Origin of the sequence: Planctomyces sp. SH-PL14 (assembly GCF_001610835.1) — a bacterium.
Lineage (GTDB): Bacteria > Planctomycetota > Planctomycetia > Planctomycetales > Planctomycetaceae > Planctomyces_A.
The window spans coordinates 5266662-5293596 of sequence record NZ_CP011270.1 but is presented as its reverse complement, the minus strand read 5'-3'; the positions used below and the strand labels follow the sequence as shown (position 1 = coordinate 5293596).

General features: G+C 66.1%; 17 protein-coding genes. 7 read left to right on the top strand and 10 right to left on the bottom strand.

Going from position 1 to position 26935, the window contains the following annotated elements; genetic code table 11:
- Nucleotides 1-58: 58 nt before the first annotated feature.
- The gene (locus tag VT03_RS20185; RefSeq protein ID WP_075094656.1) at nt 59-1417 is read right to left on the bottom strand and encodes a cytochrome B6; all 1359 of its coding nucleotides are present in this window, start codon (nt 1415-1417) and stop codon (nt 59-61) included.
- 494 nt (nt 1418-1911) lie between these two features.
- On the opposite strand from VT03_RS20185, the gene VT03_RS20180 reads away from it, so the two are divergent.
- The gene (locus VT03_RS20180; protein ID WP_075094655.1) at nt 1912-3159 is read left to right on the top strand and encodes a hypothetical protein; all 1248 of its coding nucleotides are present in this window, start codon (nt 1912-1914) and stop codon (nt 3157-3159) included.
- A gap of 432 nt (nt 3160-3591) precedes the next feature.
- Here the strand turns inward: VT03_RS20180 and lepB are convergent, their stop codons facing one another.
- Together lepB and VT03_RS20170 are read right to left on the bottom strand one after the other, a co-directional pair.
- On the bottom strand, nt 3592-5418 hold the full coding sequence (gene lepB, locus VT03_RS20175) for a signal peptidase I (RefSeq protein ID WP_075094654.1): 1827 nt from the start codon (nt 5416-5418) through the stop codon (nt 3592-3594).
- A gap of 155 nt (nt 5419-5573) precedes the next feature.
- Nucleotides 5574-5978, bottom strand: a complete 405-nt coding sequence (locus VT03_RS20170; protein WP_075094653.1) for an iron chaperone — start codon at nt 5976-5978, stop codon at nt 5574-5576.
- 265 nt (nt 5979-6243) lie between these two features.
- Between VT03_RS20170 and VT03_RS20165 the strand changes: the two genes are divergently transcribed.
- Complete coding sequence (locus tag VT03_RS20165) at nt 6244-6882, top strand: hypothetical protein (protein WP_156514641.1); 639 nt, start codon at nt 6244-6246, stop codon at nt 6880-6882.
- Nucleotides 6883-7229: 347 nt separating this feature from the next.
- On the opposite strand, the gene VT03_RS20160 is transcribed toward VT03_RS20165, so the two are convergent.
- Nucleotides 7230-9182 (bottom strand): ABC transporter ATP-binding protein, encoded by a 1953-nt coding sequence (locus VT03_RS20160; RefSeq protein WP_075094651.1) that lies wholly within the window; start codon nt 9180-9182, stop codon nt 7230-7232.
- 533 nt (nt 9183-9715) lie between these two features.
- Between VT03_RS20160 and VT03_RS20155 the strand changes: the two genes are divergently transcribed.
- A complete protein-coding gene (locus VT03_RS20155) occupies nt 9716-11086 on the top strand; it encodes a pseudouridine synthase (protein WP_075094650.1) in 1371 nt (456 codons plus the stop codon).
- A 115-nt stretch (nt 11087-11201) separates the two neighbouring features.
- Complete coding sequence (gene feoB, locus VT03_RS20150; RefSeq protein ID WP_075094649.1) at nt 11202-13424, top strand: ferrous iron transport protein B; 2223 nt, start codon at nt 11202-11204, stop codon at nt 13422-13424.
- An 811-nt stretch (nt 13425-14235) separates the two neighbouring features.
- Here the strand turns inward: feoB and VT03_RS20145 are convergent.
- The 4 genes from VT03_RS20145 to VT03_RS20130 form a co-directional block, all read right to left on the bottom strand.
- On the bottom strand, nt 14236-14427 hold the full coding sequence (locus VT03_RS20145) for a hypothetical protein (protein WP_075094648.1): 192 nt from the start codon (nt 14425-14427) through the stop codon (nt 14236-14238).
- Between the two features lie 327 nt (nt 14428-14754).
- Entirely contained in the window at nt 14755-15528 is a 774-nt protein-coding gene (locus VT03_RS20140; RefSeq protein WP_075094647.1) for an alpha/beta fold hydrolase, read from the bottom strand.
- Between the two features lie 58 nt (nt 15529-15586).
- Nucleotides 15587-16669, bottom strand: a complete 1083-nt coding sequence (locus tag VT03_RS20135; protein WP_082846378.1) for a nucleotidyl transferase AbiEii/AbiGii toxin family protein — start codon at nt 16667-16669, stop codon at nt 15587-15589.
- 12 nt (nt 16670-16681) lie between these two features.
- Nucleotides 16682-17314 (bottom strand): hypothetical protein, encoded by a 633-nt coding sequence (locus VT03_RS20130; RefSeq protein ID WP_075094646.1) that lies wholly within the window; start codon nt 17312-17314, stop codon nt 16682-16684.
- A 582-nt stretch (nt 17315-17896) separates the two neighbouring features.
- Here VT03_RS20130 and VT03_RS20125 point away from each other — a divergent pair.
- Both VT03_RS20125 and VT03_RS20120 read left to right on the top strand, forming a co-directional pair.
- A complete protein-coding gene (locus VT03_RS20125) occupies nt 17897-21061 on the top strand; it encodes a PSD1 and planctomycete cytochrome C domain-containing protein (protein ID WP_075094645.1) in 3165 nt (1054 codons plus the stop codon).
- Between the two features lie 92 nt (nt 21062-21153).
- Nucleotides 21154-22626, top strand: a complete 1473-nt coding sequence (locus VT03_RS20120; protein WP_075097204.1) for a DUF1501 domain-containing protein — start codon at nt 21154-21156, stop codon at nt 22624-22626.
- Nucleotides 22627-22952: 326 nt separating this feature from the next.
- On the opposite strand, the gene VT03_RS20115 is transcribed toward VT03_RS20120, so the two are convergent.
- On the bottom strand, nt 22953-23342 hold the full coding sequence (locus tag VT03_RS20115) for a (deoxy)nucleoside triphosphate pyrophosphohydrolase (RefSeq protein WP_075094644.1): 390 nt from the start codon (nt 23340-23342) through the stop codon (nt 22953-22955).
- 353 nt (nt 23343-23695) lie between these two features.
- Between VT03_RS20115 and VT03_RS20110 the strand changes: the two genes are divergently transcribed.
- The gene (locus tag VT03_RS20110; RefSeq protein ID WP_197489021.1) at nt 23696-24751 is read left to right on the top strand and encodes a sulfotransferase family protein; all 1056 of its coding nucleotides are present in this window, start codon (nt 23696-23698) and stop codon (nt 24749-24751) included.
- A 262-nt stretch (nt 24752-25013) separates the two neighbouring features.
- On the opposite strand, the gene VT03_RS20105 is transcribed toward VT03_RS20110, so the two are convergent.
- Nucleotides 25014-26717 (bottom strand): serine/threonine-protein kinase, encoded by a 1704-nt coding sequence (locus tag VT03_RS20105; RefSeq protein ID WP_075094642.1) that lies wholly within the window; start codon nt 26715-26717, stop codon nt 25014-25016.
- Nucleotides 26718-26935: the final 218 nt, after the last annotated feature.

Sequence of the window (26935 nt, the reverse complement as noted above, 5' to 3'; positions counted from 1 at the left end):
CGGCCGTGGCACGTTGGGTTTGAGCTATGGGCGCTGCGCCGGCAAGGACGCGTCGACGTCACAAGCAACGGAGGAATGCGACCAGATCCGCCTTCTCCTGCTTGTTCAGCTCCGTCCCGAGAACCACGTTGAAAAACTCCACCGTGTCCTCCAGCGTCAGCAGCCGGTCATCATGCAGGTACGGCGGCGAATCCTTGATCCCCCGCAGCGGGAACGTCTTGATCGGACCATCCGCCGACGCCTTCCGGCCATTGATCATCTTCTCCTTAAAGAACCGCTCCGTCCGCAGATTGTGCATCAGGTTGTCCGTGTAGTACGGACCCGGATGACAGATCGAACACTGCGCCTTCCCGAAGAACAGCTCCTGCCCGCGAAGCTCGCTCTCGCTCGCCTTCTTCGGATCGAGCTTGCCGAAAAGGTCGAGCTTCGGAGCCGGAGGGAAGTCGAGCAGTTCCTGGAATTCCGCCATGAAGTGGACCTGGCTTCCGCGCTCCAGCGGATTGATCCCCTTCTTGGCAGCCGTCGCCGGATCGCCATCGAAGTAAGCGGCCCGCTGCTCGAACTCGGTGAAATCCTCGATCGTCTTCAGCGCCCGCTGCGAGCCGAACAGCCGCTGGATGTTGACGCCCCGCAGCGTCGGGGTGTCAATCCGATGACGGTGCTCATTCGGGCGGATGTCCCCGACGGTATGCGTGGCGGCGTTCGTGTGGCCGTTCGAGTGACAGTCGAAACAGGCAACCCCCAGGCTCGGACGGAGACTGCGGCGGTCGTCCGTGGCGTTGAACTGCTGCTGCGGGAACGGCGTCAGGAGCAGACGCAGACCTTCGAGCTGCTTCGGGTTCAGGGCCTCCTGGAACAGCTCATAATAGTTGTCCAGCGTCACCAGCTTCCCCTTCGAGACGTCTCCCAGGTCGGGCCGGGTCGTGAGGTAGATCGGAGCGGGGAACTCCGGAAGCAGATGGTCCGGGAGATCGAAGTCGAGGTCGAAACGGGTCAGGTCGCGGGCGTTCTGCTTCTTGACCTCCTCGATCTGCAGCTTGGGGAACAGCATCCCCCCCGCCTCATGGTGCGGATGCGGCAGCGGATAGAAACCGGCCGGCCAGTGATCCCCCTCCTTGATCTCCTCCGGCGTCATACCCGCCAGCTTGTCCCAGGTCATGCCGTCCGGGAGACGGACCCGGACCCCTTCCTGGACTGCCTTGCCGCGGGCCATTTTCGCGCCGTCGGCCGGGCGGTCCTTGAGGTCATACCGCTCGTCGAGAAGCTTCTGGTGCCGGGCGGCAAAGGAGCCCTTCTCCTTCTGCGTCCGTTTCACCACCTCGTCAAAGGTTTCCTGCGCGCAAACGAGTGAGCTGGAGGCCAGGCAGGCGGCGGTCAGGACCGCCAGCCACGTGTGAGACTTGGTGCGACTCCGCATTGCGACCTCTGTTCGATGGGATGGGATCGAATCTGGCGACGTCATCCTACATTTCTGTGCGAAGGAACCGTGAGCAATTCCGGTTCCGGAGGGATTGAGGCCGCGACGTTGCTGGCGATGCCGAGATCGGGAGGGCGAGGCTCCGGCCGAGCCGCGGCAGCGGAAAATGTGCCCGATCGCCTGTTCGTTCCACTCCCCAGGGGAGCCACCGTCGCTAGGACCGTGCCTCCAGAAACGAGGCGGGATCTTGAGAAGAGGAGGGAAAGCGTTCGTGAACCTTTGCGGCTCAGCAGGAGCTTCGCCCTCCCGGCTGGTCCCGGCCGCCGAGACCGCAAACTCTTCGCCTTCCGCACGCCTGTTTCCCGCGCCGGGCGGCGGATGACATCCCGGAAAGTTTTGTCGCCAGCCGCCGCCGGCTGTGTCAGAATCCCTCTCGGGATGAGGCGCCCGTGCTCGCGGCGCCGGTCGCTGTTCTTCATGGTTCGGAAAACATCATGTCGCGGTGCCTGCTGACGGTCTGTCTTGCGCTCGCCCTCGTCGCCCCGCTGCGGGCCGACGACGCGTTCGAGCCGTGGGTCTACATGGAACGGGACGTCTTCCCGAGCCTCCTGATCTCGACCGCCACGATCGACTGGAACGAAGACGCCGATGAGGAAGAGGCGGACGAAGAAGAGACCCCCTGCCTGGGGGACCGGAACGGCTACTTCGGCGTCTGCCTGACCGACATCGAGGAGGGGGCCGAGATCCGCGTGGAGGTCTCCGGACAGGGGTTCCTCAAGAAGTCGGTCTTCACCACGACCGCCGAGGAAGACTACGAGGAAGTGATCATCATCCCCAAGGGGGTGTATGACTTCGACGCGCTGCACAAGTGCCGGCAGCAGCGGCCCGTGAACCTGGTCATGAAGGTGACGGTCGACGGCGAGCTGCTGGGGGAACAGACCAAGTCGCTCACGCTCCGCTCGGTCAACGACTGCCCCTGGGCGGTCGTGCAGGGAGAGGACGAGCCTCCCTATGACTGCTCGTGGATGTTCGCCGCCTACGTCAACGAGAACCATCCGCTGATCGACGAGATCCTGAAAGAAGCCCTCCAGTCGGAGATGATCGACTCCTTCACCGGCTACCAGAGCGGCAAGGAAGAAGTGGTGCACCAGCAGGTCTTCGCCATCTGGCACGTCCTGCAGCGGCGGGGGATCAAGTACAGCGACATTTCGACCTCCCCCAGGGCGCGGCAGGTCTACAGCCAGCACGTGCGGTTCCTGGACGACTCGATCAAGGCGACGCAGGCCAACTGCGTGGACGGCTCGGTCCTGATGGCCTCGATCCTGACGAAGATCGGCCTGAACGCGCACCTCGTGATGGTCCCCGGCCACTGCTACCTGGCGTACGACGCCTCCGCGGAACCGGCTGAGGATCAGGTCCCCGTGGGACTGGAAACGACGATGCTCGGGAACAGCAAGCTCCGTCCGCTGGCGACGTTCCTGACCCAGGCCGCGGAGCTCGAAGCGGCCCGCCAGAAGGGGGAGCTCAACGAATCGATGCAGAAGCTGCAGGCGGCCCTCAAGGAGGAGCTGGAGTCCTCCCAGGCAGTGTTCCTGGAAGCGATCAAGACCGGGACCGGCAACCTGAAGGAGAACCAGGAGAAGTTCGAGGCGGCGGACTCGATCGAGTACCAGCTCATCTCGATCCCCGAATCGCGCGAGTTCGGCATCACGCCGCTCTCGCCGGAGCGGCTCAAGGACTGAAGAGTCGGGTAGCAGCGACAATCAGCAACAGAGGAATGGGCCACAGATAAACACGGATGAACACAGATAGGACCGCGGGCGGAATCCGCCCGCGGTTCAAATCCGAATGTTCGGCCCGCAAAGCAGGATGGTCGGCCCGAAGGGTCATCCGTTCTTCCAGCCAGGGCCATCGGCCCTGGGCGTGGCGATGAGAGGATCGACAGCCCAACGGGCCAGCCGTTCGTTTCCGAGCAACGTTGTCGGAGAGGACGCTTTGCCGGGACCGAATGGCCGGCCTTTCAGGCCTGTTTCCCGCTCATCCTGGCGATTCCAGGTCCGTTGGCCCGGGCTGGGGGAATAACTGGCCCTTTGGGCCGGCGGCACCCGTTTTTCTCCGGCCTCTCCTATCCGTGTTGATCTGTGTTCCTCAGTGGCTACCCCGATCTCAGCCCCTCAGCGGATCCGCTTCATCCGCCAGAACTGCGGGTAGAACGGGAACGTCATCTTGGGGTAGTTGAGCCAGCTCTTGTCCTTGATCACGTCCCGGTCAACGGCGTGCCTCATCACGGTGAAGCCCTTCCCCCCATTGAGGAACGGGATCCCGTGCGGCCAGTAGATCCAGAACGCCTTGCCGACCAGGAAGTCCCGCGGGACGCTCTGCGTGTCGCGCCAGAAGCGGCTGTCGCTGCTGCGGGGACTGTTGTCGCCGAAGGCCAGGAACCCGTTCCGATCGACCTGGAGGTCGCGGGTCTGGCACTTCTCCGTGTTCGAGTACAGCTCGCTCCACTGCTCCACGTTGCCGAGAAGCCGGGCGAGCTGGTCTTCGAGGCCATGCAGGCAATGCGACTCCGCCGTCCGGTAATACACATCCCGCTGGAGCAGCAGGTCCCGGACCGTGGCCTGGGCCCCCGCGACCGTGATCCCGACCGGCGACCGGTCCCGCGGGTGCGGCAGGGAGTCGGCGGTGGCGAAATGCTCGAGGCTCGCCTTGGGGCCGAAGTCGACGAGGCTGCCGTCGACCCACAGGCAGAGGCGGTCGTCCACGCAGGTGAAGGTGATGGCGTAAGTCCCCGGACCGCGGAGCGAGGTCTGCTGCGAGGCGAGCTCGACCGTGACGTTGCCGGTCATCGACGTCTCGGTCAGGGTCGCCATGCCGGAGCTGGGGTCGATCTTGCACTGGTACTGGTAGACCCCTTCGAGAAGTTCCAGGACGACGGCGGCCCCCGGATCGATCGCCGTCAGCTCGAGCCCGAAGTTCACCGTGAGGTCGTTGACCCAGTAGGCGCCGAGTTCGAGGTTCGCCGGTGAGATGCCGTCGTTGAAGGGGGCCCGGACGGTGAAGTTGTTGTAGCCGCAGTCGTCCGCCACCAGGGAGGCCGCGGGGCGGACGTCGATGCCGCTGGCGAGGGATTGCCAGACCTCGGGGGTCGCGAGGTAGTGGCGGTAGCGGATCGTGCGGGGGGCGGCGTCCGCCTTCTCCAGGCGGAACTCGCGGGTCTTGGGGTCGTGCTTCCAGCCGAGGTCGGTCGGTTCCCAGCCGTCGATGGCCCCGTTCCCGTTCGGCTGCCCCGTCTTCTCGACGGCGGCCCAGCGTTCCGGCCAGCCCGCCGCGAGGAGTTTTTCCGCGGGGTAGCGGTCGTCGTAGACGGGGATCTGGAGGAACCGCTGCTTTTCGGGCGGCTTGCGGAGAATCGAGGCCTTGCCGTCGACGACGCGGTACAGGTCGCCGTTGCGGATGCGGATCGTCTCGCCGGGGAGGCCGACGAGGCGCTTGATGTAGTTCATCTCCGGCTGTTCCGGATTCTTGAACACAAAGACGTCCCAGCGGTCGGGCTCGCCGAACTCGTAGGGGTACTTGTTGACGAGGATCCGGTCGCCGTTGAAGGGGACGTCTTCGTAGGCGTCGGTGACGCCGCCGCAGTTCTGGCAGACGACCTGGTTGAGGCGGTTGATGAGGGTGCCGTCCTTGTTGTCGACTTCATCGCTCGCGCCGACGACGATCGGATACCCGCATTCGTGGCAGTGGACCTCCTTGTGCCGCCCGTACAGCGTGGGGGCCATCGAGCCGGTGGGGATGACGAACGCCTCCGCCTCGAAGGTGCGGAACAGGAACGCCATCAGGAGGGCGAAGATGATCGATTCGATCGTGTCCCGCGCGCTTTCCGGCGGGGAGTCCTTCTTGGTCTTGGCGGGGGTCGTCGACGTGGCCGGGCCCGCTCCGGGGGCGGCGGTGCCGGTGGAGGTCGCGGCGGCGTTGGCGGGCGTGGGGGCGGTCGACATACGAAGACTCAGCGGGAGGGTCCATCCGGGAACGAAGCAGGGTATCCTGCGGAGGTTGGGGGTGGAAAGCGCGGCCGGCAGAAAGACGGGGGCCCGTCGCGTATCGGACGGTCCGTCACCTGGGCTTACGGACGCGGCCAGCCGGCCGCGGCAGGTCAACCGCGAGATCGAGTGCCGGAACGGCGGCTCCTTGCCGTGGAGGCCTTCGCAGCGGCGCGGGCCGCGTTCTCCCGGACGTGGGACTTGACGATCCGGCCGATCAGCCCGTACGGGATCGGGCGGTCGAGCGGAAAGCGGAGGTTCCCCTTTTCCCCTTCATAGGGGGCGACTTCGGCCTCAAGCGCTTCGTCCCCGCACACCGGCGGATAGAGGCCGATGTGGTTCTTGAAGGCCCCGATGTAGACCAGCACGCCGTCCTGGAAGAAGGCCGGCATCCGGTAGCTGATCCGCTCCGTCGCCTTCGGCGCCGCGCGGCGGATCGTGGCCCGGATCTTCTCGAGGATCGGCCGGACCTCCTCCGGAGACTGGGCGATGTAGTCGTCGACGGTGGCCGGCTTCATCGGTTTCTCGCACGGGAGATCCGCAGACCAGGTCCGCGTTCACGGCGGTCGGGACGGCGGCGGGCAGCGGAATGTCAGTCTCGCGCCGGTCCGATCGGGGCGTCAAGGGGGACCGGATCGGCAGGATCGGAACCGTCGAGGCGGACGGATGCTGTCAACGGCATTCCCGATTCGGCGGAAAAAACAGTGTGCCGCCGAGCGCCGCCCGCGGTTACACTCGCACGGGAGTTGGTCGCGGATCTGGCATGCGGTGGGAGTACGGGCCGTGTGGCGAAACGTCCGGACGATGGCGGTGATTCTGTGTTTTTCCGTGGCTCTGGCGTTCGTGGTCCGGCCCAATGCGAAGCAGGCGGCGGCCCCGGGCGATCCGTCGGCCGCCGCTTCCGACAGTGAGGCGGCCTCCCGGGAACCCCGTACGGCGACGGCAGCGGCGGGGCATTTCTCGCCGTCCATTGCAGCCAGCATCGACACGTCCGAGCTGACGAGCGGGCCGTTTACCGACATCTTCAATGCGCATGTCGTGTGGGACCTGGATGGCGAGGGGGGGCTGCATGCGCAGTGGATCCCGGACTTTGCGATGCGGGTTCCGACGAAGCTGAATGCCGAGCAGGCCCGGGCGGCGCTGGCGATGCTGGACGATGAGGACCGGATCGTTGCGGGGCACTTCATCCTGGGGTCGTTGATTCCGGAGGCGGAGGTGACGACGGAGCTGGTGGGGAAGGACGATCGCATTGATCGGTATCACTGCCGGTATCTGGGTCTGACGCTGGACGTGGATGTCCATCACACGTGGATGCCGCCGCGGCGGCGGATGATGCTGCGGCATTTTCCACAGCAGAGGGATGCGTTGCGGGTGTCGTGGACGGAGGAGTTGGTGCGCCGGGGGCTGTTGGACAAGCAGTGAGCTTCTTGGCTCGAACCGCGTCCTTGCCGGCACAGCTCCCGCCAGCTCAAACCCAACGTGCCACGGCCACTGGGGTCAAGGGGCCAGAAAACAACACAGGCCCCCTTGCCGCCGGAGGCACTTCCATGAGGAACCGTGGCACACAACGGGCGTCCGCTTTGTGTCGCCTGCGTTGAGGACTCACCGCTCGCTTTGCAATCGCCGCGGGTGGGTGAGGGGGCATACGGCACGGTGTCCGCGTTTGGACACTCCCACCTTCAGAGAAACTCTCGACGAGACAAGCCTCCGGCGGGCAAGGGGCATTCTGCCCCCTGCACCCCCTGACCAGGGTAGCCCCTGGACCCGGTTCAGGTCTGCGTCTCTGCTGCCACCTGCTCCGTATCAAGCGAGGCCTGGAGTTCGACCATCCGACGATAACGGCCGCCCTGCGCAATCAGCTCGTCATGCGTCCCCGACTCAATAATCCGACCACCCTCCAACACCAGAATCCGACTCGCATGCCGAATCGTGCTCAACCGATGCGCAATGATAAATGACGTCCGACCCCGCATCAGCGACCGCAAACTCTGCTGAATCAACCGCTCACTCTCCGTATCCAGATTGCTCGTCGCCTCATCCAGAATCAGGATCCGCGGATCCGCCACCAGCGCCCGCGCAATCGCCAGCCGCTGCCGCTGACCACCACTCAACTTCACCCCCCGCTCCCCAATCACCGTCCCATACCCCTGCGGCAACCGCCGGATGAACTCGTCCGCATTCGCCACCCGCGCCGCCTCCTCAATCGCCCCCTGCGTCGCATCCCGCAGCCCATACGCAATGTTCTCCGCAATCGTCCCGTCGAACAGGAACACGTCCTGCTCAACCACGCCCAAAAGCCCGCGATAACTCTCGACGTCAATCTCCCGCAGGTCCCTCCCGTCAAGCCGGATCGCCCCCGCCGTCGGGTCATAGAACCGCGCCACAAGATTGCACAGCGTCGTCTTCCCCGCCCCGCTCGGCCCCACGAGCGCGATCGTCTCTCCCGCATTGACGTCGAGATCGACATCCTGCAACGCCCACGGCGACTCCGCGGCATAACGGAATGACACGTCACTGAACGTCACCCGTCCCAGCACGTCTTCGTGCGAGATCCGCAGCGAGGCGTCGGTCGCCTCCATCTCCCGCGGCTCGCCGAGCAGATCAAGCACCCGATCGAGCCCCGACAGGCTGTTCTGCAGCGTCGCCGCGCTCTCCGCCAGGATCGCCATCGGCTCCAGCAACATCACGAGGTACACGAGGAACATCATCAGCTCCCCGACGGTGAGCTGGTCGTTCAGTACCCGCCAGCCGCCGTACAGCAGCAGCGCCCCCGAGCCGAGCGGAATCAGCAGCTCCCACACGATCTCGATGACCCGCATCCACCACCAGACGAACAGCTCCTGCCGGCCCATGAGATGGGCGTTCGTCATCACGCGGGCGGTCTCGGTCCGCTGCCGGCCAAAGGCCCGCACGACCCGCATCCCGGCGAAGGTCTCGGTCGTCTGACTGTCGATCTGCTGCCGCCGGGCCCGGACGTCGCGGAACCGCGGGCGGATCTCGAGGATCCAGGTCCGGTGCGAGAGGTAGACCGCCGGAATCACCAACAGCGCCCCGAGCAGGAGCCGCCAGTCGACCCAGGCCAGAATCAGCAGGCTCCCGAGGAGCTGGACGACCGCCCGCCAGGGGTTGTAGAGGAGGCCGAAGATCAGGTCGCCGATCCCGCCGGCGTCTTCCCGCAGCAGGCTCGCCATTCCGCCAGACTTGAGTTCGTGGACGCGGGGGAGGGGGAGCCGGACGGCGTGTTCCATGACCCGCTTGCGGATCGACATCTGGACCCGCTTGGTGGCCCGGGTCGCGGCCCAGCGGCCGGAGATTTTGAGGAGGACGCGGACTCCCGACAGGAGCGTCACGGCGGCCGTGAGGGCGATCAGGAGCCGCCACTTATCGGTCGGGACGAGGGCGCGGATCCAGGGGACGTCCGGCAGCGGTTGATTTCCGAGGACGTTGTCGACGACGAACTTGGTCGATGCCGGAGGAATCAGCCCCAGGAGGGTGGCCAGCGTCAGAGTGAAGAGCGACCAGAGGACCGGCCCGCGTTGTCCGGCGAGGAATTGCCAGAAGGCTTTGAGCAGGGCCGTTGTGGAACGCTGGCGTGGGCCGGCGGGACGCATCGGTCCCGTCCCATGTGGCGAGACCGGAGGCGTCTCCCGCTCCCCGCGGCGTCGACGGACTTCCTCCCGGTATTCGAGGTAGCGCTGGCGGCTGGAGCGGGCGAAGTCCATCAAGGAAGGCGATTCCGAGGTCGAACGGGGGCAGGACGAGCCATGGATTCTAGCGCAGCCGGGCCGGAAGAGAACGATTTCCCTCGCAATCGCTGGCTCGAACCCCGTCCTCGCCGAACGGACGCCCATAGCTCAAACCCAACGTGCTACGGCAACCGGGGTCAAGGGGGTCACCCCTTGCCGCCGGAGGCGCTTTCATGAGGAACCGTGGTACACAACGGACGCCCCTTTGTGGGACCGGCATTGAGGACTCCCTCAAAACACACCGCGAGCATTGCAATCCCCGTGGGTTAGTTGAGGGGGCATCCGACACGGTGTCCGCGTTTGGACACGCGCTTCTTCAGACATCTCTCGACGGCCAGGCCTCCGGCGGGCAAGGGGCATTCTGCCCCCTGCACCCCCTGACCAGGGTGCCCCTGGACCCGGTTAGACTTTCGACCACACCCTGCCCAACCACTCTCTACCTTCCGCCTCACCCCTCCTCACTCCCCCACGCTGGGCGGAACGCTCCCCTCCCCGTATCCTTGAGCTCCATGCAAGATCCCTCCGATTACGAAGCCCCGGAAACCGGCCCACCACCCGCCTCTCCGGAAATCCCCAAAATCCGCCTCCAGAGGTTCCTCGCCGCCTGCGGACTCGGGTCCCGCCGTGCCTGCGAAGAATACATCACCCAGGGCCGAGTCACCGTCGACGGCGTCGAAGTCACCGAACTCGGCGTCACGGTGAACCCCTCCGTCCAGAAAATCATGCTGGACGGCGAACGCCTCCGCATGGAGCGGAAAAAGTACTACCTCTTCAACAAACCGACCGGCGTCCTCTGCACCAATAACGACCCCAAACGCCGACCCCGCGTCGTCGACTTCTTCCCCGACGCCGGACCCCGACTGTTCACCGTCGGCCGCCTCGACGAAGACAGCGAAGGCCTGATCCTCGTTACCAACGACGGCGACCTCGCACAGCGGATGGCCCACCCCCGCTACCGCATCTACCGGACCTACCTCGTCCAGGTCGCCGGCTTCCCCACCCGCGAGATCTTCGACCAGCTCAAGAAAGGGGTCTTCTTCCTCGAAGGGAAGTTCAAGGTCCACGACGTCCAGACCGTCAAACGCCAAGGCCAGAGCATGTGGCTCGAGGTCATCCTCAGCGAAGGCCACAACCGCGAGATCCGCCGCCTCTTCGCCAAGATGGGCCACAAGGTCATGCGGCTGGAGCGGATCGCCTTCGGCCCCCTGAGCCTCGGCAAGCTCAAGGCCGGCGAGTTCCGCGAACTCCGCCACGAAGAGCTCGAACGACTCCACTCCGTCCTCATGAAGGCCGAGGCGCAGTCCCGTCCTTCGAGCAAGGCCCGCAAACCGGCCCGGCCCGGTCGTCCAGCCCGCGCGAACGCCCCGATCAAGGATGCTCCCCGCCCGCTTCGCCCCCGCCGGGCTCCCGCCGCGCAGATGGACGAGGGAGAACCGGACTTCGATCTCCCGCTGAACCGGCACCCGGCTCTCCCGTACGGCGGCCGCCCCGCCGACTCCCCGTCAGACAGCCCGCCTCCGGGTGGCCCTCGTTCGGGCCGACCCGGTGGTGCCAGACCCGGCGCGGCCAGATCCGGTTCCGCCCGGCCGCGCTCCGATCGGGCCGGCGCCGGAGACCGCGAGACACGCCCACCCCGCAAAGGACGTCCGCGAGCCGAGTCCGTCGGAGACGCTCCGCCGGCGGAAGCGCGAACACCGGGCCACCGGGCTCCCCGCCCGAAGGGCGCCCCGGCCAAAGGCCGGCCAGCCCGTTTCTCCGAAGGGGGCGAAAAGCGGCCAGCCTTCGGCGAGAAACGATTCACCAAACGCACCCCCAAAGGCGAAGCCAAACGGCGCCCCCAGCGCAGGACGAAGCCACGCCGCGGCGAGGGGAGAGGCTGACCGGGTTCGGGCTATCAGCGAATGACGGATCGCCGTTACGCAGCTCGGCCCGCCCCCAGACCCTCGTCTCTCGTCCCCAGTCCCCGCACCGTCCCCTTCCCTGGGAACGCCCGCCATGTCCGTTGCCTCCGCCCCGGCCGCCCCTCCTCCGCGGGAACTGACGATCGCCCTCGTCGGGAACCCCAACACGGGGAAGAGCACGCTCTTCAACGCCCTGTCGGGGATGAACGCCCGCGTCGGCAACTTCCCGGGCTGCACGGTTGAGAAGAAGACCGGCCGGTTTCAGCTCGGGGGCAAAGCGGCGACGCTCGTCGACCTGCCGGGGACCTACAGCCTCTCGCCCCGCTCGGCGGACGAGATGGTCTCGGTGGAGGTTCTGCTGGGCCGCGTTGCCGACCTGCCGCGGCCGGACGTCGTGATCTGCATCGTCGACGCTTCGAACCTCGAACGGAACCTGTACCTCTTCAGCCAGCTCCTCGACCTCGGCCTCCCGGTCGTCCTGTGCCTCAACATGGCCGATGTCGCCGAGCGGCGGGGGGTCAAGTTCGACCCCGCGGCCCTGTCGCAGCGGCTGGGGGTTCCGGTCGTCACGACTTCCGCCCACAAGCGGGCCGGCGTTCAGGAGCTGGAGCAGGCGATCCTCCGCGCGGCGGAGTCGCCGGTGCGGCGGGGATCGATCTTTCCCGAGCCCTTCACCCGCGAAGTCCAGCTCCTGGGAGAGTGGTTCGCCAAGCACAAGCTGACCGTCCCGGAATACCTGGTGGAGCGGACGCTCCTCGATATCGGCGGCGAGAGCGAGCACCGGTTCATCGAGCAGGCTCCGCTGGAGCTGCCGGCGTACCTCGCCGGGGCCCGGGAGCGGCTGGCTCAGGCCGGTTGCCGCGTGCCGGCTGTTGAGACGCGGATTCGGTATGGATGGATCCGCCAGCAGCTCGAAGGAGTGTACGAACGTCCCGACGACAGCCAGCGGGAGACCGCGACGGACCGCATCGACCGGGTCCTGACCGGTAAGGTGACGGGACTGACGATCTTCGCCGGCCTGATGCTGACAGTCTTCGTGACTCTCTTCATCCTGGCCGAGCCGCTGATGGGGGCCATCGAAGGGCTGCAGGGGTGGCTCGGCGGACTCGTGGAATCGGTCATGTCGCCGGGGACGCTGCGGAGCCTGATCGTCGACGGACTGATTGCCGGCGTCGGGTCGGTGGTCGTGTTCGTCCCGCAGATCGCGCTCCTGTTCCTCTTTATCGCGCTGATGGAGGACTGCGGCTACATGGCTCGGGCCGCCTTCCTGATGGACAAGCTGATGACCAAGATCGGCCTCAGCGGGAAGTCATTCCTGCCGCTGATGTCGAGCTTTGCGTGCGCGATCCCCGGCGTGATGGCGACGCGGGTGATCGAGAACCGTCGCGACCGGATGGTGACGATGCTCATCGCTCCGCTGATGAGCTGCTCCGCCCGGCTGCCCGTTTACATCCTGCTCATCGCCGCCTTCGTGCCGCCGGTCCGGCTGGGGGGCTGGTTGCCGGCGCAGGGGTTCACGCTGTTTGCGATGTATCTCGTGGGGATCGTGGTCGCGGTTCCGGTGGCGTGGATCCTCAAGAAGACCTTCTTCCCCGGTGAGACGCCGCCGTTCGTGATGGAGCTGCCGGAGTACAAGTGGCCTTCGCCCTGGCTGGTCCTGGCCCGCGTGTGGGACCGGGTGAAGGCGTTCCTGGGTGAGGCGGGGACGCTGATCTTCTGTACGTCCGTCATCGTGTGGGCTTTGGGGTATTTCCCGGAGAACCACACCGCGCAGCTCGCGCTGCAGTCGCAGCTGGCGGTGCTGGAAGAGGTTCCGGAGGAGCAGCAGGACACGGCGAAGATTGAAGAGGTCCAGGGGGAGCTGAATGCCGAGAGCGGGCGGCTGATTGAGGCGAGCTATCTGGGCCGGATGGGGCATGCCATCGAGCCGCTGGTCCGGCCGGTGGGTTGGGACTGGAAGATCGGGATGGGGGTCATCTCCTCGTTCCCCGCGCGGGAAGTCATCATCGGGACGCTGGGGACGATCTACAGCCTGGGGGGCGAGGTCGACGAGGAGGATGAGGGGCTTCGGACGGCCCTCCAGGAGGCGACCTGGCAGGGGACGGAGCGTAAAGTTTTCAATCTGCCGGTCGCTTTGTCGCTGATGGTTTTCTTTGCCCTCTGTGCTCAGTGCGCCGCGACGCTGATGGTGATTCGCCGCGAGACGAACAGTTGGCGGTGGCCGATTTTCACGTTCGTGTACATGACCGCGCTGGCTTACGCGGGGGCGTTTGTGACGTACCGGGTGGCGGGGATGTTCTTTGCGACCGTGACCTGAGGCAGTGGGTCTTGAGTCGCGTCCTTGCCGGACGGACTCCCATAGCTCAAACCCAATGTGCCGCGGCAGCCGGGGTCAAGGGGGTTTCACCCCCTTGCCGCCGGAGGCACTTCCATGAGGAACCGTGGGACACAAAGGATGTCCCCTTTGTGGAACCGGCGTTGAGGACTCCCTATTCCAACCCGCGTTGATCGCAGGTCCCGCTTGAAAGCTGGAAGGGGACCGGGAGGGCGAAGCTCCTGCTGAGCCGCGCAGGTTCCTTGCCGCTTCGGTTTCGGACGCGTCCTCTACCGACGCGGCTCGGCGGGAGCCTCGCCCTCCCATGGTGGTCCCTGGGATGTCCCGCGGGGAAGAACGATCTCCAGGTGCCGAAGCGACAGCCGCGCAAAAAGCAGCCAGGCGGGCCAACCGGAGTTCACCGACCGTCAACGTGGCAGCGTCGACGCGCGAACTTCGGCGTGGCTGTCATCACGGAGAAGCGTCGGCCGACGGACCGAAGCGTAAGCAGAAACTCAACGCGAGGCAGGACGCCCTCACGGAGCCAGACTGAAGAGCCAGCGGGTCACGCAGACTGATGCACAACGGAGCGAACGAGCGAAAAGAAGACGCTCGCTTTCGCCGCACGCGGCATCGCCCGAGAGCCAGGCAGACCAAGCGATCGTGTCGGCTGGTGTTCGGTGCGAATCACGGAAACAGGCCATCGGCCTGGATCCAACACCGCCCTCCCCAACCATCCCCACACTTCTGAAACCAAACCCACCTGAGACACTCGACGTCAGATCGACGTCAGTTTTCCGGGCTGGCTGCAGATCTAGCGGGGATGCATGTCGAACCGCTGGCCGCGGACGACCACGTCGCAGGAGTCGCTGCTCTCGGTGCGGAGGAACTTGTTCAGGAAATCCCGCATCCGGCGCTGCCCCTCCACCTGACGGGCGGCGCGGTCCGCTTCCGTCCACTGGGCCTGGATTCTCATCAGTCGCAGATCAAGGTTGAGCGTTTCCATGGACGTGACTTCCGAAGGGGGACTCCTGCAACCGCCGACCCCGTGTCTGGCAGCTTCTTCCGTTCCCGTCAGGATCCGTCTGCAACCGCCGTGCCATGTCGCCCGTGGAGGTCGCGGACCCACCTTTCTCTCCGCAGGAAGCCCAACGGTTTCACGGGGAATGAACGTCGTCGGAATTCTTTTCGAGCGTCCCGTGAGGGCGTCTTCGCTTCCCGCGAATCCATGTTGGAAGTTCAACGCCCGACCGGCCCCCCAGGGAATTCCTGGCCCTCTCGACCGGGAGGCTCTTTGCGAGATCGGGGGCCGGATGAGCACGGAGCGCTCGGGTCAGATTCGCTCTCCTTCCACTTCGTCCAGTACGTCCACCTGCTCCGGCGGTCCTACGGCAGCCACGCGCCGCACAAAGTCCGTGACCACCGAAGACGCCTGAGCCGCGTGCCCCTGCAGAATGAGGTGTCCGGCCTCGAAACCCGTCTCCTCAAACCCGCAAGCCCCCTGGCGGGAGGCGCAGAGTTTCGAAATCGCCCGCCCGTTCCAACCCGGCACGATCCAGTCCCGAAGCCCCGTCAACGACAGAACCGGCACATCGACCCGCCGCAGCTCCTCCCGGACGTCGACGCGGATCACCTCCTTGAGCCGCATCGCCAGGGCGGCCCCGGAGACGGCGCGCTGCGCCTCGCGCATCTCGTGCTGGATCTCGCTTGAGATCCCCAGCCCCAAGACCCGCCGCGCCAGCCAGATCATCGGCCACAGCCGGAACAGGACCGGATGGACCAGATGCCGCGAGACCTGCGGGATCCACAGATGCGGATTCCGCGCGAACGTTCCGCACAGGATCAGCCCGCACAATTGCGGGGGCTTCTCCGCGGCCAGCCGGATGGCCAGCGGCCCGCCGAACGACTCCCCGAGAAGCGCGAACGGCCGATCGCGGGGCAGCCTCGGCCGGATGTGCTCGACGAGATCCCCGTACGACATGGCCCGATCGGCCGGATAGGGAATGACGACCGGTTCGATCCAGTCCGGCAGCTGCAGGAGAAAGGGACGAAAGAGCCGTCCGGAGCCATCGAGTCCCGGGAGCATCACGAGCGGAGTCGGTTCCATCGTGTCGATCGTTTCCTCCCGGCTGGTCTGATCCCGAAACGTGTGCCAGGGTACTCGATCACGAGGCGGCGGGACGTTCGAACGCGGGCCGGACTCCTTCGATCAGCCGATCGAGCCACTCCCGTTCCGTGCCGCCGATCCAGGGGTACTCGGCTTCGAAATGCTTCCACTCGGTCCGCAGTTCCCGAATGCGGCCCAGCGAGAGCGGGTTACGGTCCCACTGGGGTTCGACGCTTCGGAGTTGCCGGTCGAGTTCCTCGACGGAGAGGGAGGCGATCCGCGAGAGGACGACGGCATCGTACAGGTCCTTCCCCTGGGCGTGCGCGTCGGTCAGGAGCCACTGGAGCTTCCAGATCAGCGACATCTCCGGCGTTGCCACCAGACACGACACCTCGGAGCCGTCCGGTAGAACGGGGCGGTCGCGGCGGAACGCGTTCTCCGGAACCGCTTCCTCGAAGACAAGGTCGATCTGCAGCGTCCCGACCGGGAGTTCGTCGACCTGCCACGGGACGACGAACCGCCGGCCGGGGACGCGGCTATAAGTCCAGATGAGGTCCGAGCGCATCCTCTCGGGCATGAGGCGGGCCCTTCCGCCGACGTCGGCATTCGAGATCGCCTTCACGAGCCGTTCCAGAAGAGCATTCGCCGCGTCGCTCTGCATCACGATCGTCGAAGGGACGACGACGAAGTCGAGATCCCCTGGCTCTCGGGCGACGTCCGGGCACCAGCACTTCAGGGGGAGGCTTCCGCGAAGCGCCAGGTGGTCCGACAACTCCGGGGATTCGACGAGGCTGCGGAGCACGCCCGCCGTGACCGATCGCCGTCCTTTCTGCCACTCGACGCGGGTCGCCGGATCCGGCAGGACGGGATCGCCGTGACGGAATCCATTGGCGATATGCTGGAGTGCCGGATCGAAGAGCACGGGACGGCCCGCCTGCTGGGACTCCGGCAACGCCACGAAGGTGTAGGGGTATTCCGGCTTCGAGCCGCGGCGCGTCATCTCCAAGTGGAGCTCTGTGAACGGTCTCACGGACGGCGTTTCGTCGCTTTGCGAAGCCGGCAGTACCGGCTTCGCAAAGCCGAACGGATTCCAGCTCCAGCCGCCGAGAAACGTCCACCAGTCCTTGTTACCGAATGTCATCCGAGGGCCTCACTACGAATCGGTCAACCATCCGGAATCCAGTTGTTCCCGGCTGTCGAAGACCACGAACTCCCGCTCGATCTCCGCGATCGACACGCCGGCCGCTTCGAACGTTCGGACGAGGGCGTCGATCCGCTCCTGAAAGGTTCGACGGCCGCAGCCGCGCCCCCGCTGCGTCACGAACCGCTCCTGCCGCCCGTCCTCCCGCGTCCGAAAGGCGTTCCGCGACAGGTGGCCTTCGTGCCGTTCCGCCAGTTGGCGGATCCCGGTCAGGTCTTCGGACTCCTCAAGGAGCAGTTTGACGTGGCTTTCGAAGTACCGGCCCACGTGGACTGGCCCCCAATCGCGATCCTCGCGGGGGACGCTGTCGTTGTCGATCGCGCATTCGACCTTCTTCCGGAGCGGCGTCAGGCCGAGGCCCCGGAGTTCCCCTTCCAGCGACCGGCACTCCTCGAGGATTCCGGCGAGCGTCCCTGAGCGGTGGACCGTGACCATCGGTTGGGAGGGCTGGAGCCCGCGGGCCAGTTCGATCCAGACGCACTTGGCTTTGTGGTCGACGCCCCAGGACGAGAGCCGAGCCCACTCGTCCGCCGACGGCACGGCGATCGTGATGTGCAGTTCGAACGAACCGTGGAACTCCGTCACGTCGATCCTCTGCTGGCGCGCCGCCCTGCCCTTCCGTTCCCCGCCACCAGGAGAGATCCGGGCACGCCGGAGTCTCCATCTCTCCAGAGGGCGAGGAACGCCGCCGGGTTCGCCCCATTCTGGCGCGGAACCGACCGTTCGCCAAAGGGTGTCCTCGCCGGCTCGGCTGTGCTCACTCAAACCCAATGTGCGACGGCAGCCGGGGTCAAGGGGGCCTCGCCCCCTTGCCGCCGGAGGCACTTCCATGAGGAACCGTGGGACACAACGGATGTCCCTTTTGTGGAACCGGCGTTGAGACTTCCCGCTCGCATCGGAATCCCCGCGGCTTGGTGAGGGGGCATGCGACACGATGTCCGCGTTTGGACACGATCTCCTTCAGACATCTCTCGCGGGCCAGGCCTCCGGCGGGCAAAGGGGCGTTGCCCCTCTGCACTCCCTACCAGGGGTTGCCCCCTGGACCCCGGTTACACCAAATCAACATCCACCGATGGGTGACCTCCATCCCCACCCACGGTAAACTCAACAGGTCCCCGGTCCGCGCAAACCTGGGAACCGTCCCCGGTCCATCGCGAAGGCTTGTCGATGTTCCCTCTCCTCCGCGGTTGCCAGGCTCTCCTCCTCGGGGCCATGCTCACCTGCCCCGCCTGGGGCGATGAACTGCCGCCCGCCGCAACACGGCCCGTCGACTTCACCCAGGACATCCAGCCCCTCCTGCAGAAACGCTGCTGGTCCTGCCACGGTTCGGAGAAACAGGAGTCCGGCCTCCGCCTCGACCGCCGCGAAGCCCTCCTGCTCGGGGGCGACCAGGGACCGGCCGTCGTCAGCGGCAAAAGCGCCGACAGCCGCCTCATCCACTACGTCGCCGGGACCGACCCCGACAACATCATGCCCCCCGAAGGCACCCCCCTCTCGAAAGAAGAGGTCGGCCTCCTGCGGGCCTGGATCGATGGGGGTTGCACCTGGCCGGCCTCGACCGTCGCGGCCGACGCGAAGAACACCCACTGGTCCTACCAGCCGCTCCACGTCGCCCCGCTGCCGGAGGTCCGCCGCCGTGACTGGGCCGCCAACGCCATCGACCACTTCGTCCTGGCGGAGCTCGAGCGCCGCGGCGTCGCCCCCTCGCCCGAAGCGGACCGCCCCACGCTCATCCGCCGCCTCTCGCTCGACCTGACCGGCCTCCCCCCGAGCGTCGAGGAAGTCGACGCCTTCGTGAACGACCTGCGGCCGGAAGCCTACGCCGCCCTCGTCGACCACCTCCTCGACTCGCCGCACTTCGGCGAACGCTGGGGCCGGCACTGGCTCGACATGGCCCGCTACGCCGACTCCGACGGCTACGAGAAGGACAACGCCCGCCCCGACGCCTACCGCTGGCGGGACTGGGTCATCGACGCTATCAACGCCGACATGCCCTTCGACCAGTTCACCGTCGAGCAGCTCGCCGGGGACCTGCTCCCCGAGGCGACGCCGATGCAGAAGCTGGCGACCGCTTTCCATCGCCAGACACTGACCAACACCGAAGGGGGGACCGACCAGGAGCAGTTCCGCGTCGAGGCCTGCTTTGACCGGACCGAGACGACCGGCGCGGTCTGGCTGGGGCTGACCGTCGGCTGCGCCCGCTGCCACACGCACAAGTACGACGCCATCACCCAGCGCGAGTACTACCAGCTCTTCAGCTTCTTCAACAACGGCGACGAGAACACGACGGTCGTCCCCAAGTCGGAGCGGGAGATCGCCGAGTACGAGGTCGCCAGGGCCGCCTATGACCGGACCACCGCCTCGCTTCTGGCCGACCTGCGGATAGAGCAGGAGAAACACGCTCCGGCGTTCGTCGCCTGGGAGGAGAAGGCCCAGGCGATCCTGGCCCGGATGATCGCGGAGCCGGTCCAGATCTCCGGCATCGACGAGATTCAGTACACCTGCGACGAAACGGTGACGTTCACGCCGCAGGACGACGGATCGGTTCTGGTCGAGGGCGAGAACCCGGACCGCGCCACCTACACCGTGACCGGCCAGCTCCCTCGCTCCGCCGCGACCGCCCCCATCAAGTCGATCCGGATCCATTGCCTGAACGACTCTCGTCTTCCCAACAAGGGGCCCGGACGGGTCGGGCATGGAAACTTCGTTCTCAGCGAGGTCGTCGTCGAAGTCGCCTCCGCGGCGGACTTCTCCGATGCCCGCCGGCTGACGTTCTCTTCCGCGACAGCGGACTTCGAGCAGGCGGACAAGCCCTGGCTGGCGAAGGACGTCTACGATGGCAAGACCGACACCGGATGGGCGATCGGCCCGAAGTTCGGCGAGTCGCACGACGTCATGCTCTACCTGACCGAGCCGCTCACCAGCCCCTCGGCCGACACCGTGACGCACATCCGCGTCCGCCTCCAGCAGGAGTATGGCCAGCAGCACACGATCGGGCGGTTCCGAGTGGCGCTGCGGGCCGGGTTTGAACCGGACGTCAAGATCCCGGACGCCATCAAGGTCGTTCTCGAAACGCCGGCCGAGAAGCGAACGGACGCCCAGCGTCAGGAACTGGCCGATCACATCAGCCGACAGGAAGCGGCCACGAAGCCGCTGATCGCGAAGCTCGACGCCCACTACAAGAACAAACCTCCCAAGCCGGAGGTCAAGGCCCGCATCCTGCTGCAGCGGATGAAAGAGCCGCGAGAGACCTTCATTCTCCGTCGCGGCGAGTTCCTGGAACCAGTCAAGGAGTCTCCCGTCGCCCCCGGCGGACTGGCGACGCTCCCCGGGCTTGTTTCGCGTCAAGAAGGACAACCGGCGGACCGGCTGGATCTCGCCCGCTGGCTCGTCTCGCCGGACAACCCGCTCCCTCCCCGCGTCACGGTCAATCATGTGTGGCGGTACCTCTTCGGCGAAGGGCTCGTCCGCTCGGTAGCCGACTTCGGCATCCGCGGCGAACGTCCTTCGCATCCGGAGCTGCTCGACTGGCTGGCGGCGGACTTCATCGGCCGCAATCCGGCGGCCGACGCCGCTTCACGAAAGCCCTGGTCCCGCAAGGCCCTGATCCGGCAGATTGTTCTCTCGGCCACCTACCGGCAGTCGTCGCGGCATCGGCCGGACCTCCACGAGCGCGATCCGCAGAACGTCTGGCTGGCCCGACAGAACCGGCTGCGGGTGGAAGGGGAGATCGTCCGGGACATCAGCCTCGACGTCGCCGGCCTGCTCTCGGGCAAGGTCGGCGGGCCGAGCGTCTTCCCGCCGCTGCCCCCCGGCATCGCCGAGTTGAGCTACGCCGGCAACTTCAAGTGGACGGTCTCGCCGGGGGAGGACCGGTTACGCCGCGGGATGTACACCTTCTTCAAGCGGACTTCTCCACATCCCAACCTGACCACCTTCGACTGCCCGGACGCGAACCTGACCTGTATTGAGCGGCAGGCTTCCAACACACCGCTCCAGGCGCTCGTGACCCTCAACAACGAGACCTTCGCCGAAGCGGCCCGGGGTCTCGCGAAACGGCTCCTCTACACCGAAACCGCCGCGACCGACGACGCGGCCCGCCTGGCGCGGGGCTTCCGGCTGTGCGTCGCCAGGACGCCGACGGCGGCGGAGCAGACCGAGCTCAACCGGCTCCTCGCGGACGCCGTTGAGTGGTATCGCGCCCATCCCGATCAGGCCAAACCCCTGATCGGCACCGACGCCATCCCGGGCGTCGCCCCGGAGACGAACGCCGCCTGGATCGCGACGGCCCGGATTCTCCTGAACCTCGATGAGTTCATCACGCGGGAGTGAGGGGGACTAGGGTCTAGGGACGAGAGACTAGGGACCGACAAAGACCATTGAGAGTGGTCCGGTTTTCGGGCCTCGCGTGGGAACGACAGATCATGACATCACTTCAACATCACCACACGCGGACGCGGCGGGACTTTCTGACGAGCAGCGCCAGCGGACTCGGTGCGGCGGCGCTCGCGAGCCTGCTGAGGCAGGACGGCCGCGCCGTTGCGGGGGGACCGGCCGGGGTTCCTGCGGCGCTGACGCAGCTCGCTCCGAAGGCGAAGAACTGCATCTTCTTCTTTCAGGCGGGGGCGCCATCGCAGCTCGACCTCTTCGATCCGAAGCCCAAGCTCAACGAGCTCGACGGCAAGCCGCTCCCGGCCGACATGCTCGAGAAGGTCCGGTTCGCCTTCATCAAGAAGGAGAGCGCGGTCCTGCTCGGCTCGCCGCGAACGTGGTCCAAGCACGGCGAATGCGGGATGGATTTCTCGGACTTTGTCCCGCAGATCGCGACGTGCGCCGATGACATCCTGATGGTCCGTTCGCTCCATTCCGAGCAGTTCAACCATCACCCGGGACAGCTCCTCCTGAGCTGCGGCCGCGCGACCTTCGGCCTTCCGACGATCGGAAGCTGGCTGACCTATGGACTGGGAACGGAGTCGCAGAACCTTCCCGGGTATGTCGTCCTGACGAGCGGACGCGGGTCGAGCGGCGGGGCGTCACTGTGGTCGAGCGGGTTTCTGCCTTCACACCATGCCGGGGTGCTGTTCCGCAACGAGGGCGAAGCCGTCCTGAACCTGACGAACCCGGAGGGGCTGCCGCCGGAGCTGCAGCGGCGGGGGCTCGACACGCTCAAGTCGCTCAACGAGAGCCGGCTCAGCGCGGTCCACGATCCCGAGATCGCGAGCCGGATCGCCAGTTATGAACTGGCCTTCCGGATGCAGTCCGCGGCCCCCGAGCTGATCGATCTGGGGGGCGAGAGTGCCTCAACGCGGGAGGCGTATGGGATCGACCGGGCGCAGCATCCGCAGGCGACGGGGCGGGGGAATGTCGCCAACGCTCACCTTTCGTTCTCACGGAACTGTCTGCTGGCGCGGCGGATGGTGGAGCGCGGGGTGCGGTTCGTGAACATCATCTATGAGGCGTGGGACCAGCACAGCAGCCTGGAGGCGGACCTGCGGTACAACTCGTGGGTCGTCGACCAGCCGATCGCGGCGCTGCTCAAGGACCTGAAGCAGCGGGGGCTGTTGGAGAGCACGCTGGTGGTCTGGGGGGCGGAGTTCGGCCGGACGCCGCTGGGGGAGAATCGGAACGGCCGGGCGGCGAACACGGGCCGCGACCATCATCCGTTCGCGTTCACGATGTGGATGGCGGGGGGCGGGATCAAGGGAGGACAGGTGTACGGGGAGTCGGACGACATCGGGTGGGGCGTGGTCCGCGATCCGGTGCACATCAATGACTTCCACGCGACGCTGCTGAACCTGTTTGGTCTGGATCACCTCAAGCTGACATACCGGCATCAGGGGCGGGATTTCCGGCTGACGGATGTGGCGGGCAAGGTGATGACGCCCTGGCTGGCATAGAACCGCGTCCATGCCGGCACGATGTCGTTAGCTCAAACCCATCGTGCGACGGCAGCCGGGGTCAAGGGGGCAACCCCTTGCCGCCGGAGGCCGTCTGGTGAGGAACCGTGGTAAGCAACGGACGTCCCCTTTGTGGAACCGGCGTTGAGGATTGACCCCTCGCTCTGGAAGCCCCGCGGTTTGGTGAGGGGGCATACGGCACGGCGTCCGCTTGGACACGCGCTCCTTCAGACGACATCCGACGAGACAGCCTCCGGCGGGCAAGGGGCATTCTGCCCCCTGTACCCCCTGACCAGGGTCCCCCTGGACCCGGTTCAGTTCAGGGGTTACTGCGTCTGTAACCAGGCGACGACCTTCGCATTCGCCTCCGGAAACTTCCGCGTCACCGCCTCCGCAATCGGCACCCACCGGAAACTTCCCGCCGGCAACTGCCCGACCGACTCCGGCTCCGGACGACATCGCAAAAACGTCACCCGCACCGTCCCATGAGGGTACTCAAACTCCGTCTCATCAATCCGCTCCAGCCCACCCACCGCCAACCCCGTCTCCTCCCGACACTCCCGCACCGCACACGCCTCCACCCCCTCCCCCGCATGACACTTCCCACCCGGAAACTCCGCGTACCCCGCAAGAGGACCGCCAGCATCACGGGTTCCCACAAGCACGCAATTGTCGTGGATGACAACCGCAACCCCGACACACTGAACAGTCTTCATACAATGGCAGTCCGGAAACTTTTGGCAGAATGGGGAAAAGGTCTGTTGCCAAACCCGGGGAGGCTTGCGCTAATCTTTGTGGAACGTTCACCGGAACGGAAGTGCCCTGCGCACGGGCGGAGCGTTCCGAGCCTGCGGAATCGAACCCTTCACCTGTTTGCGTGCAGTCCGCCAGGAATGAAGACGATGACCAACCCAGGTTCTTAGTTCAGCCTGGCGCATCCCTGCAGGTGTCCCGCATGTCATCGTCGACGGCCAAGAATGGATCTGGCACTTACGTCAAACATTCGTCGCAGGGTCCGTTTACGCTCTGGTGCGGCCTGACCTTCTCCGGAGCCATGAAAATGCTCCGGATGCGCCCTGCGCTTTCGTGGAACCGCTGGTACCGCACCGCTTTACTGCCAGGATCCTTTGCCTACAACACCGCCCTCTCGGCGGTCGAAAGCGTGCTCTACGGGGGCCGGATCGCCCGGACCGAGCTCAACCCCGCCCCGCTGATCGTCCTCGGCCACTGGCGGAGCGGAACGACCCTCCTCCACAACCTCCTCGTCAACGACCAGCACTACTCGTTTCCGAACACCTACTCCTGCGTCTACCCGTTCCACTTCCTGACGACCGAGCGGGTCGTGAAGCCGCTGACCGGCTGGCTCCTCCCCAAATCCCGGCCGATGGACAACATCGAGGCGGGCTGGGACTGTGCCCAGGAAGACGAGATGGCCCTGTGCCTGATGACCATGGCGTCGCCGTACGTCATGGCGCTCCGGCCGGACCGTTTTGAGACCTACGGGCGGTTCTTCAACCCCGCCAACATGACGACGCGGGAGCGGTCCGATTTCCTAGAGGCGATGCGGACGTTCTTCAAGAAGCTGGCGGTCCGCGATCCGCGGGCGCTGTGTCTGAAGTCGCCCGGGCACACGTTCCGGATTCCGCTGCTGCACGAACTCTTTCCGCAGGCGAAGTACGTCTACATCTATCGCAACCCGTACGCGGTCTACAACTCGTCGTGCCATCTGCGGCGGACGATGAATGACGAGAACGGGCTGGGTCATCGGGACCAGGTGAACCTGGAGAACGAGACGCTGGATGTTTACGAGGACTGCTTCCGGACGTACGAGCGGGACAAGGCGTTGATTCCGCCTGAGAACCTGTACGAGATGCGGTACGAGACGCTGGACGCGAATCCGCTGGGCGAGCTGGAGCGGATGTATGACTCGTTGAGCCTTCCTGGTTTTGACCAGTTGCGGCGGACGCTGGAGCCGCAGATGAAGGGTGTGAAGGAGTACAAGAAGAACAAGTACGGTGAGGACCGGGAGAAGCAGCGTCAGATTTACGAGCGGTTGAAGTTTGCTTTTGACCGGTTTGGCTACCCCTCGCCGCTGCAGCAGCCGGTTGAGCAGGCGGTCGCCTAAAAACCGGGTCCAGGGGCACCCTGGTGGGGGATGCAAGGGGGCAACGCCCTCTTGCCCGCCGGAGGCTTGGCCGTCGAGAGATGTCTGAAGGAGATCGTGTCCAAACGCGGACACCGTGCGGGATGCCCCCTCACCAACCCGCGGGGATTCCAGGGCGAGCGTCGGGCTCTCGACGCCACGCCGCAAAGTCGTTCGCTTGCGTGTTCCACGGGCCAGTGGGAAGGCGGTTTGAGCCACCGAGTCGTGCCGGCAAGAACGAGCTTTACGACGACTTCTCTGTCGCCGAACCGTCCGGTGAGACCCGGGACTGCAGCCGCCACCCTGGAATCAGGAAACAGAGCGCGCTGACGGTTCCGAAGATCGCCACGCCCCACCGCGGGACGGCGGCCATCACGAGCGACGTGGCGAACAGAGCGACTGACTGCAGGTAGAACTCCCCCGACAGAATCCCCGCCTTCGCCATGAACACCGCCGCGCTGATGACCCCCAGCACCGGCGAGAGCTTGAGGACCGGCAGCCCCAGCAGGGCTTCGATCACGAACAGCAGGATCGAGCTCGCCATGCTGGCCGCCCAGATGTGGGCGATCTGCCGCTCCACGAACGTCACCGGCCCTGCCCGGTGCCGCAGTCCCCAGAACGCCGCCGCCCATGTCCCGAGGCCCAGTATCCACAGGGCCAGGTACGGCAGCCGGCTGTCGACGCCTTCGAGCTGCATGGCGTTTGTCGCCAGGCAGAGGATCCAAAGCACGAGGGCGTGCCACATCCACAACCGTCCCCAGTTCTGCAGCACGACGGCGTGGTGGGTGGGGCGGAACATGCGGCTCAGAACATCCGTGAATCGGGACGAGCGGGCCTGGATGGGGTCGTTCCTGAGGTAGGCCTCGAGGTCGTCTCCCAGCTCGTCCGCCGACTCATACCGCAGGTCGGTCGGCTTCTGTAACGACTTGAGGATGATCATTTCGAGATCGGCGTCGATCCCCGGGTTCAGGAGCCTCGGCGGCGCGGGCTCCTGCTCGAGAAGCTGGAGGATGGCATCGACGGGCGACGCGGCCTGCACCGGGGGGCGGGCGGTCACCATGGCGTAGAGGACCGCTCCCAGCGAGTAGACATCGGCGGCGGGGGTTGGGGTCATCCCCGGCTGCGACGCCTGTTCGGGGGCCATGTAGCCGGGGGTTCCGAGGATCGCCCCGGAGCCGGTGAGCGATGTCCGGCGGATCGGCGGGTGGGGCGGCAACGAAGGAGCGCCGGCGGCGAGCGGGACCTGCTTGGCGAGTCCGAAGTCGGTGACGAACGGCTTGCCGCTTCCGTCGATCAGGATGTTGGAGGGCTTGAGATCGCGGTGGACCACCCCTTTGCGATGGGCATGGGCGACGGCGCGGCAGACGGGGACGAGGAGCTGTGCGGCGGCGCGGGACGGGAGCGGGCCGCTCTGCAGCTTGGCGGCGAGGGTGGTTCCTTCGATGAACTGCATCGAGAAGTAGGTCCGATGCCGGTCGTCCTCGCCGATCTCGTAGACCGAGACGATGTTCGGGTGGTCGAGCTGGGCGACGGAGGCCGCTTCGGCCCGGAGCCGGGCTGTGGCTTCTCCCCCGGCGAACTCGGGGTTGAGGACCATCTTGAGGGCGACGGGCCGGTTGAGGCTTCGCTGTCGGGCCTGGAAGACGATGCCCATGCCGCCGCGGCCGATTTCTCGTTGCAGTTCGTAGTCCCCCAGGATCCCGGGCATGGGGGTTGGTGGTTCGTTGGCGGCTGATGTCGGGCGGGCGGATCCCGAGGGGGGGACGAAGACGTCGGTGGCGTCGGCGAGATGGGATGCGAGGTGGGCTGTTCCCCAGAGTTCGCGGAGTTCGTCGACGAGGTCGGGATGGCGGTGGCGGACGGAGTTCCAGTCGACGGGTGTGTGGGCGGGGGCGCCCAGGAGTTCTTCGAGGGCGACGGCCAGTCGGGACTCGCGATCGTCAGACATGACAGCCAGGTGAGGAGGCATTGGGCACTTCCCGGCAGGCTATCCGTCTGTCTCTCGCTCGAACACTGTGCAGGAAGCTGGCCCCAGAACCGGGTCCAGGGGCACCCTGTTGGGGAGTGCAGAGGGGCAACGCCCCTTTGCCCGCCGGAGGCCTGGCCGTCGAGAGATGTCTGAAGGAGATCGTGTCCAAGCGCGGACGACGTGCCGGATGCCCCCTC

Bases quoted from the DNA above. Each gene is read 5' to 3' on its own strand.
- VT03_RS20185 (WP_075094656.1), bottom strand. From the start codon at position 1,417: ATGCGGAGTCGCACCAAGTCTCACACGTGGCTGGCGGTCCTGACCGCC.
- VT03_RS20180 (WP_075094655.1), top strand. From the start codon at position 1,912: ATGTCGCGGTGCCTGCTGACGGTCTGTCTTGCGCTCGCCCTCGTCGCC.
- lepB (WP_075094654.1), bottom strand. From the start codon at position 5,418: ATGTCGACCGCCCCCACGCCCGCCAACGCCGCCGCGACCTCCACCGGC.
- VT03_RS20170 (WP_075094653.1), bottom strand. From the start codon at position 5,978: ATGAAGCCGGCCACCGTCGACGACTACATCGCCCAGTCTCCGGAGGAG.
- VT03_RS20160 (WP_075094651.1), bottom strand. From the start codon at position 9,182: ATGGACTTCGCCCGCTCCAGCCGCCAGCGCTACCTCGAATACCGGGAG.
- VT03_RS20155 (WP_075094650.1), top strand. From the start codon at position 9,716: ATGCAAGATCCCTCCGATTACGAAGCCCCGGAAACCGGCCCACCACCC.
- feoB (WP_075094649.1), top strand. From the start codon at position 11,202: ATGTCCGTTGCCTCCGCCCCGGCCGCCCCTCCTCCGCGGGAACTGACG.
- VT03_RS20145 (WP_075094648.1), bottom strand. From the start codon at position 14,427: ATGGAAACGCTCAACCTTGATCTGCGACTGATGAGAATCCAGGCCCAG.
- VT03_RS20140 (WP_075094647.1), bottom strand. From the start codon at position 15,528: ATGGAACCGACTCCGCTCGTGATGCTCCCGGGACTCGATGGCTCCGGA.
- VT03_RS20135 (WP_082846378.1), bottom strand. From the start codon at position 16,669: ATGACATTCGGTAACAAGGACTGGTGGACGTTTCTCGGCGGCTGGAGC.
- VT03_RS20125 (WP_075094645.1), top strand. From the start codon at position 17,897: ATGTTCCCTCTCCTCCGCGGTTGCCAGGCTCTCCTCCTCGGGGCCATG.
- VT03_RS20120 (WP_075097204.1), top strand. From the start codon at position 21,154: ATGACATCACTTCAACATCACCACACGCGGACGCGGCGGGACTTTCTG.
- VT03_RS20115 (WP_075094644.1), bottom strand. From the start codon at position 23,342: ATGAAGACTGTTCAGTGTGTCGGGGTTGCGGTTGTCATCCACGACAAT.
- VT03_RS20110 (WP_197489021.1), top strand. From the start codon at position 23,696: ATGCGCCCTGCGCTTTCGTGGAACCGCTGGTACCGCACCGCTTTACTG.
- VT03_RS20105 (WP_075094642.1), bottom strand. From the start codon at position 26,717: ATGTCTGACGATCGCGAGTCCCGACTGGCCGTCGCCCTCGAAGAACTC.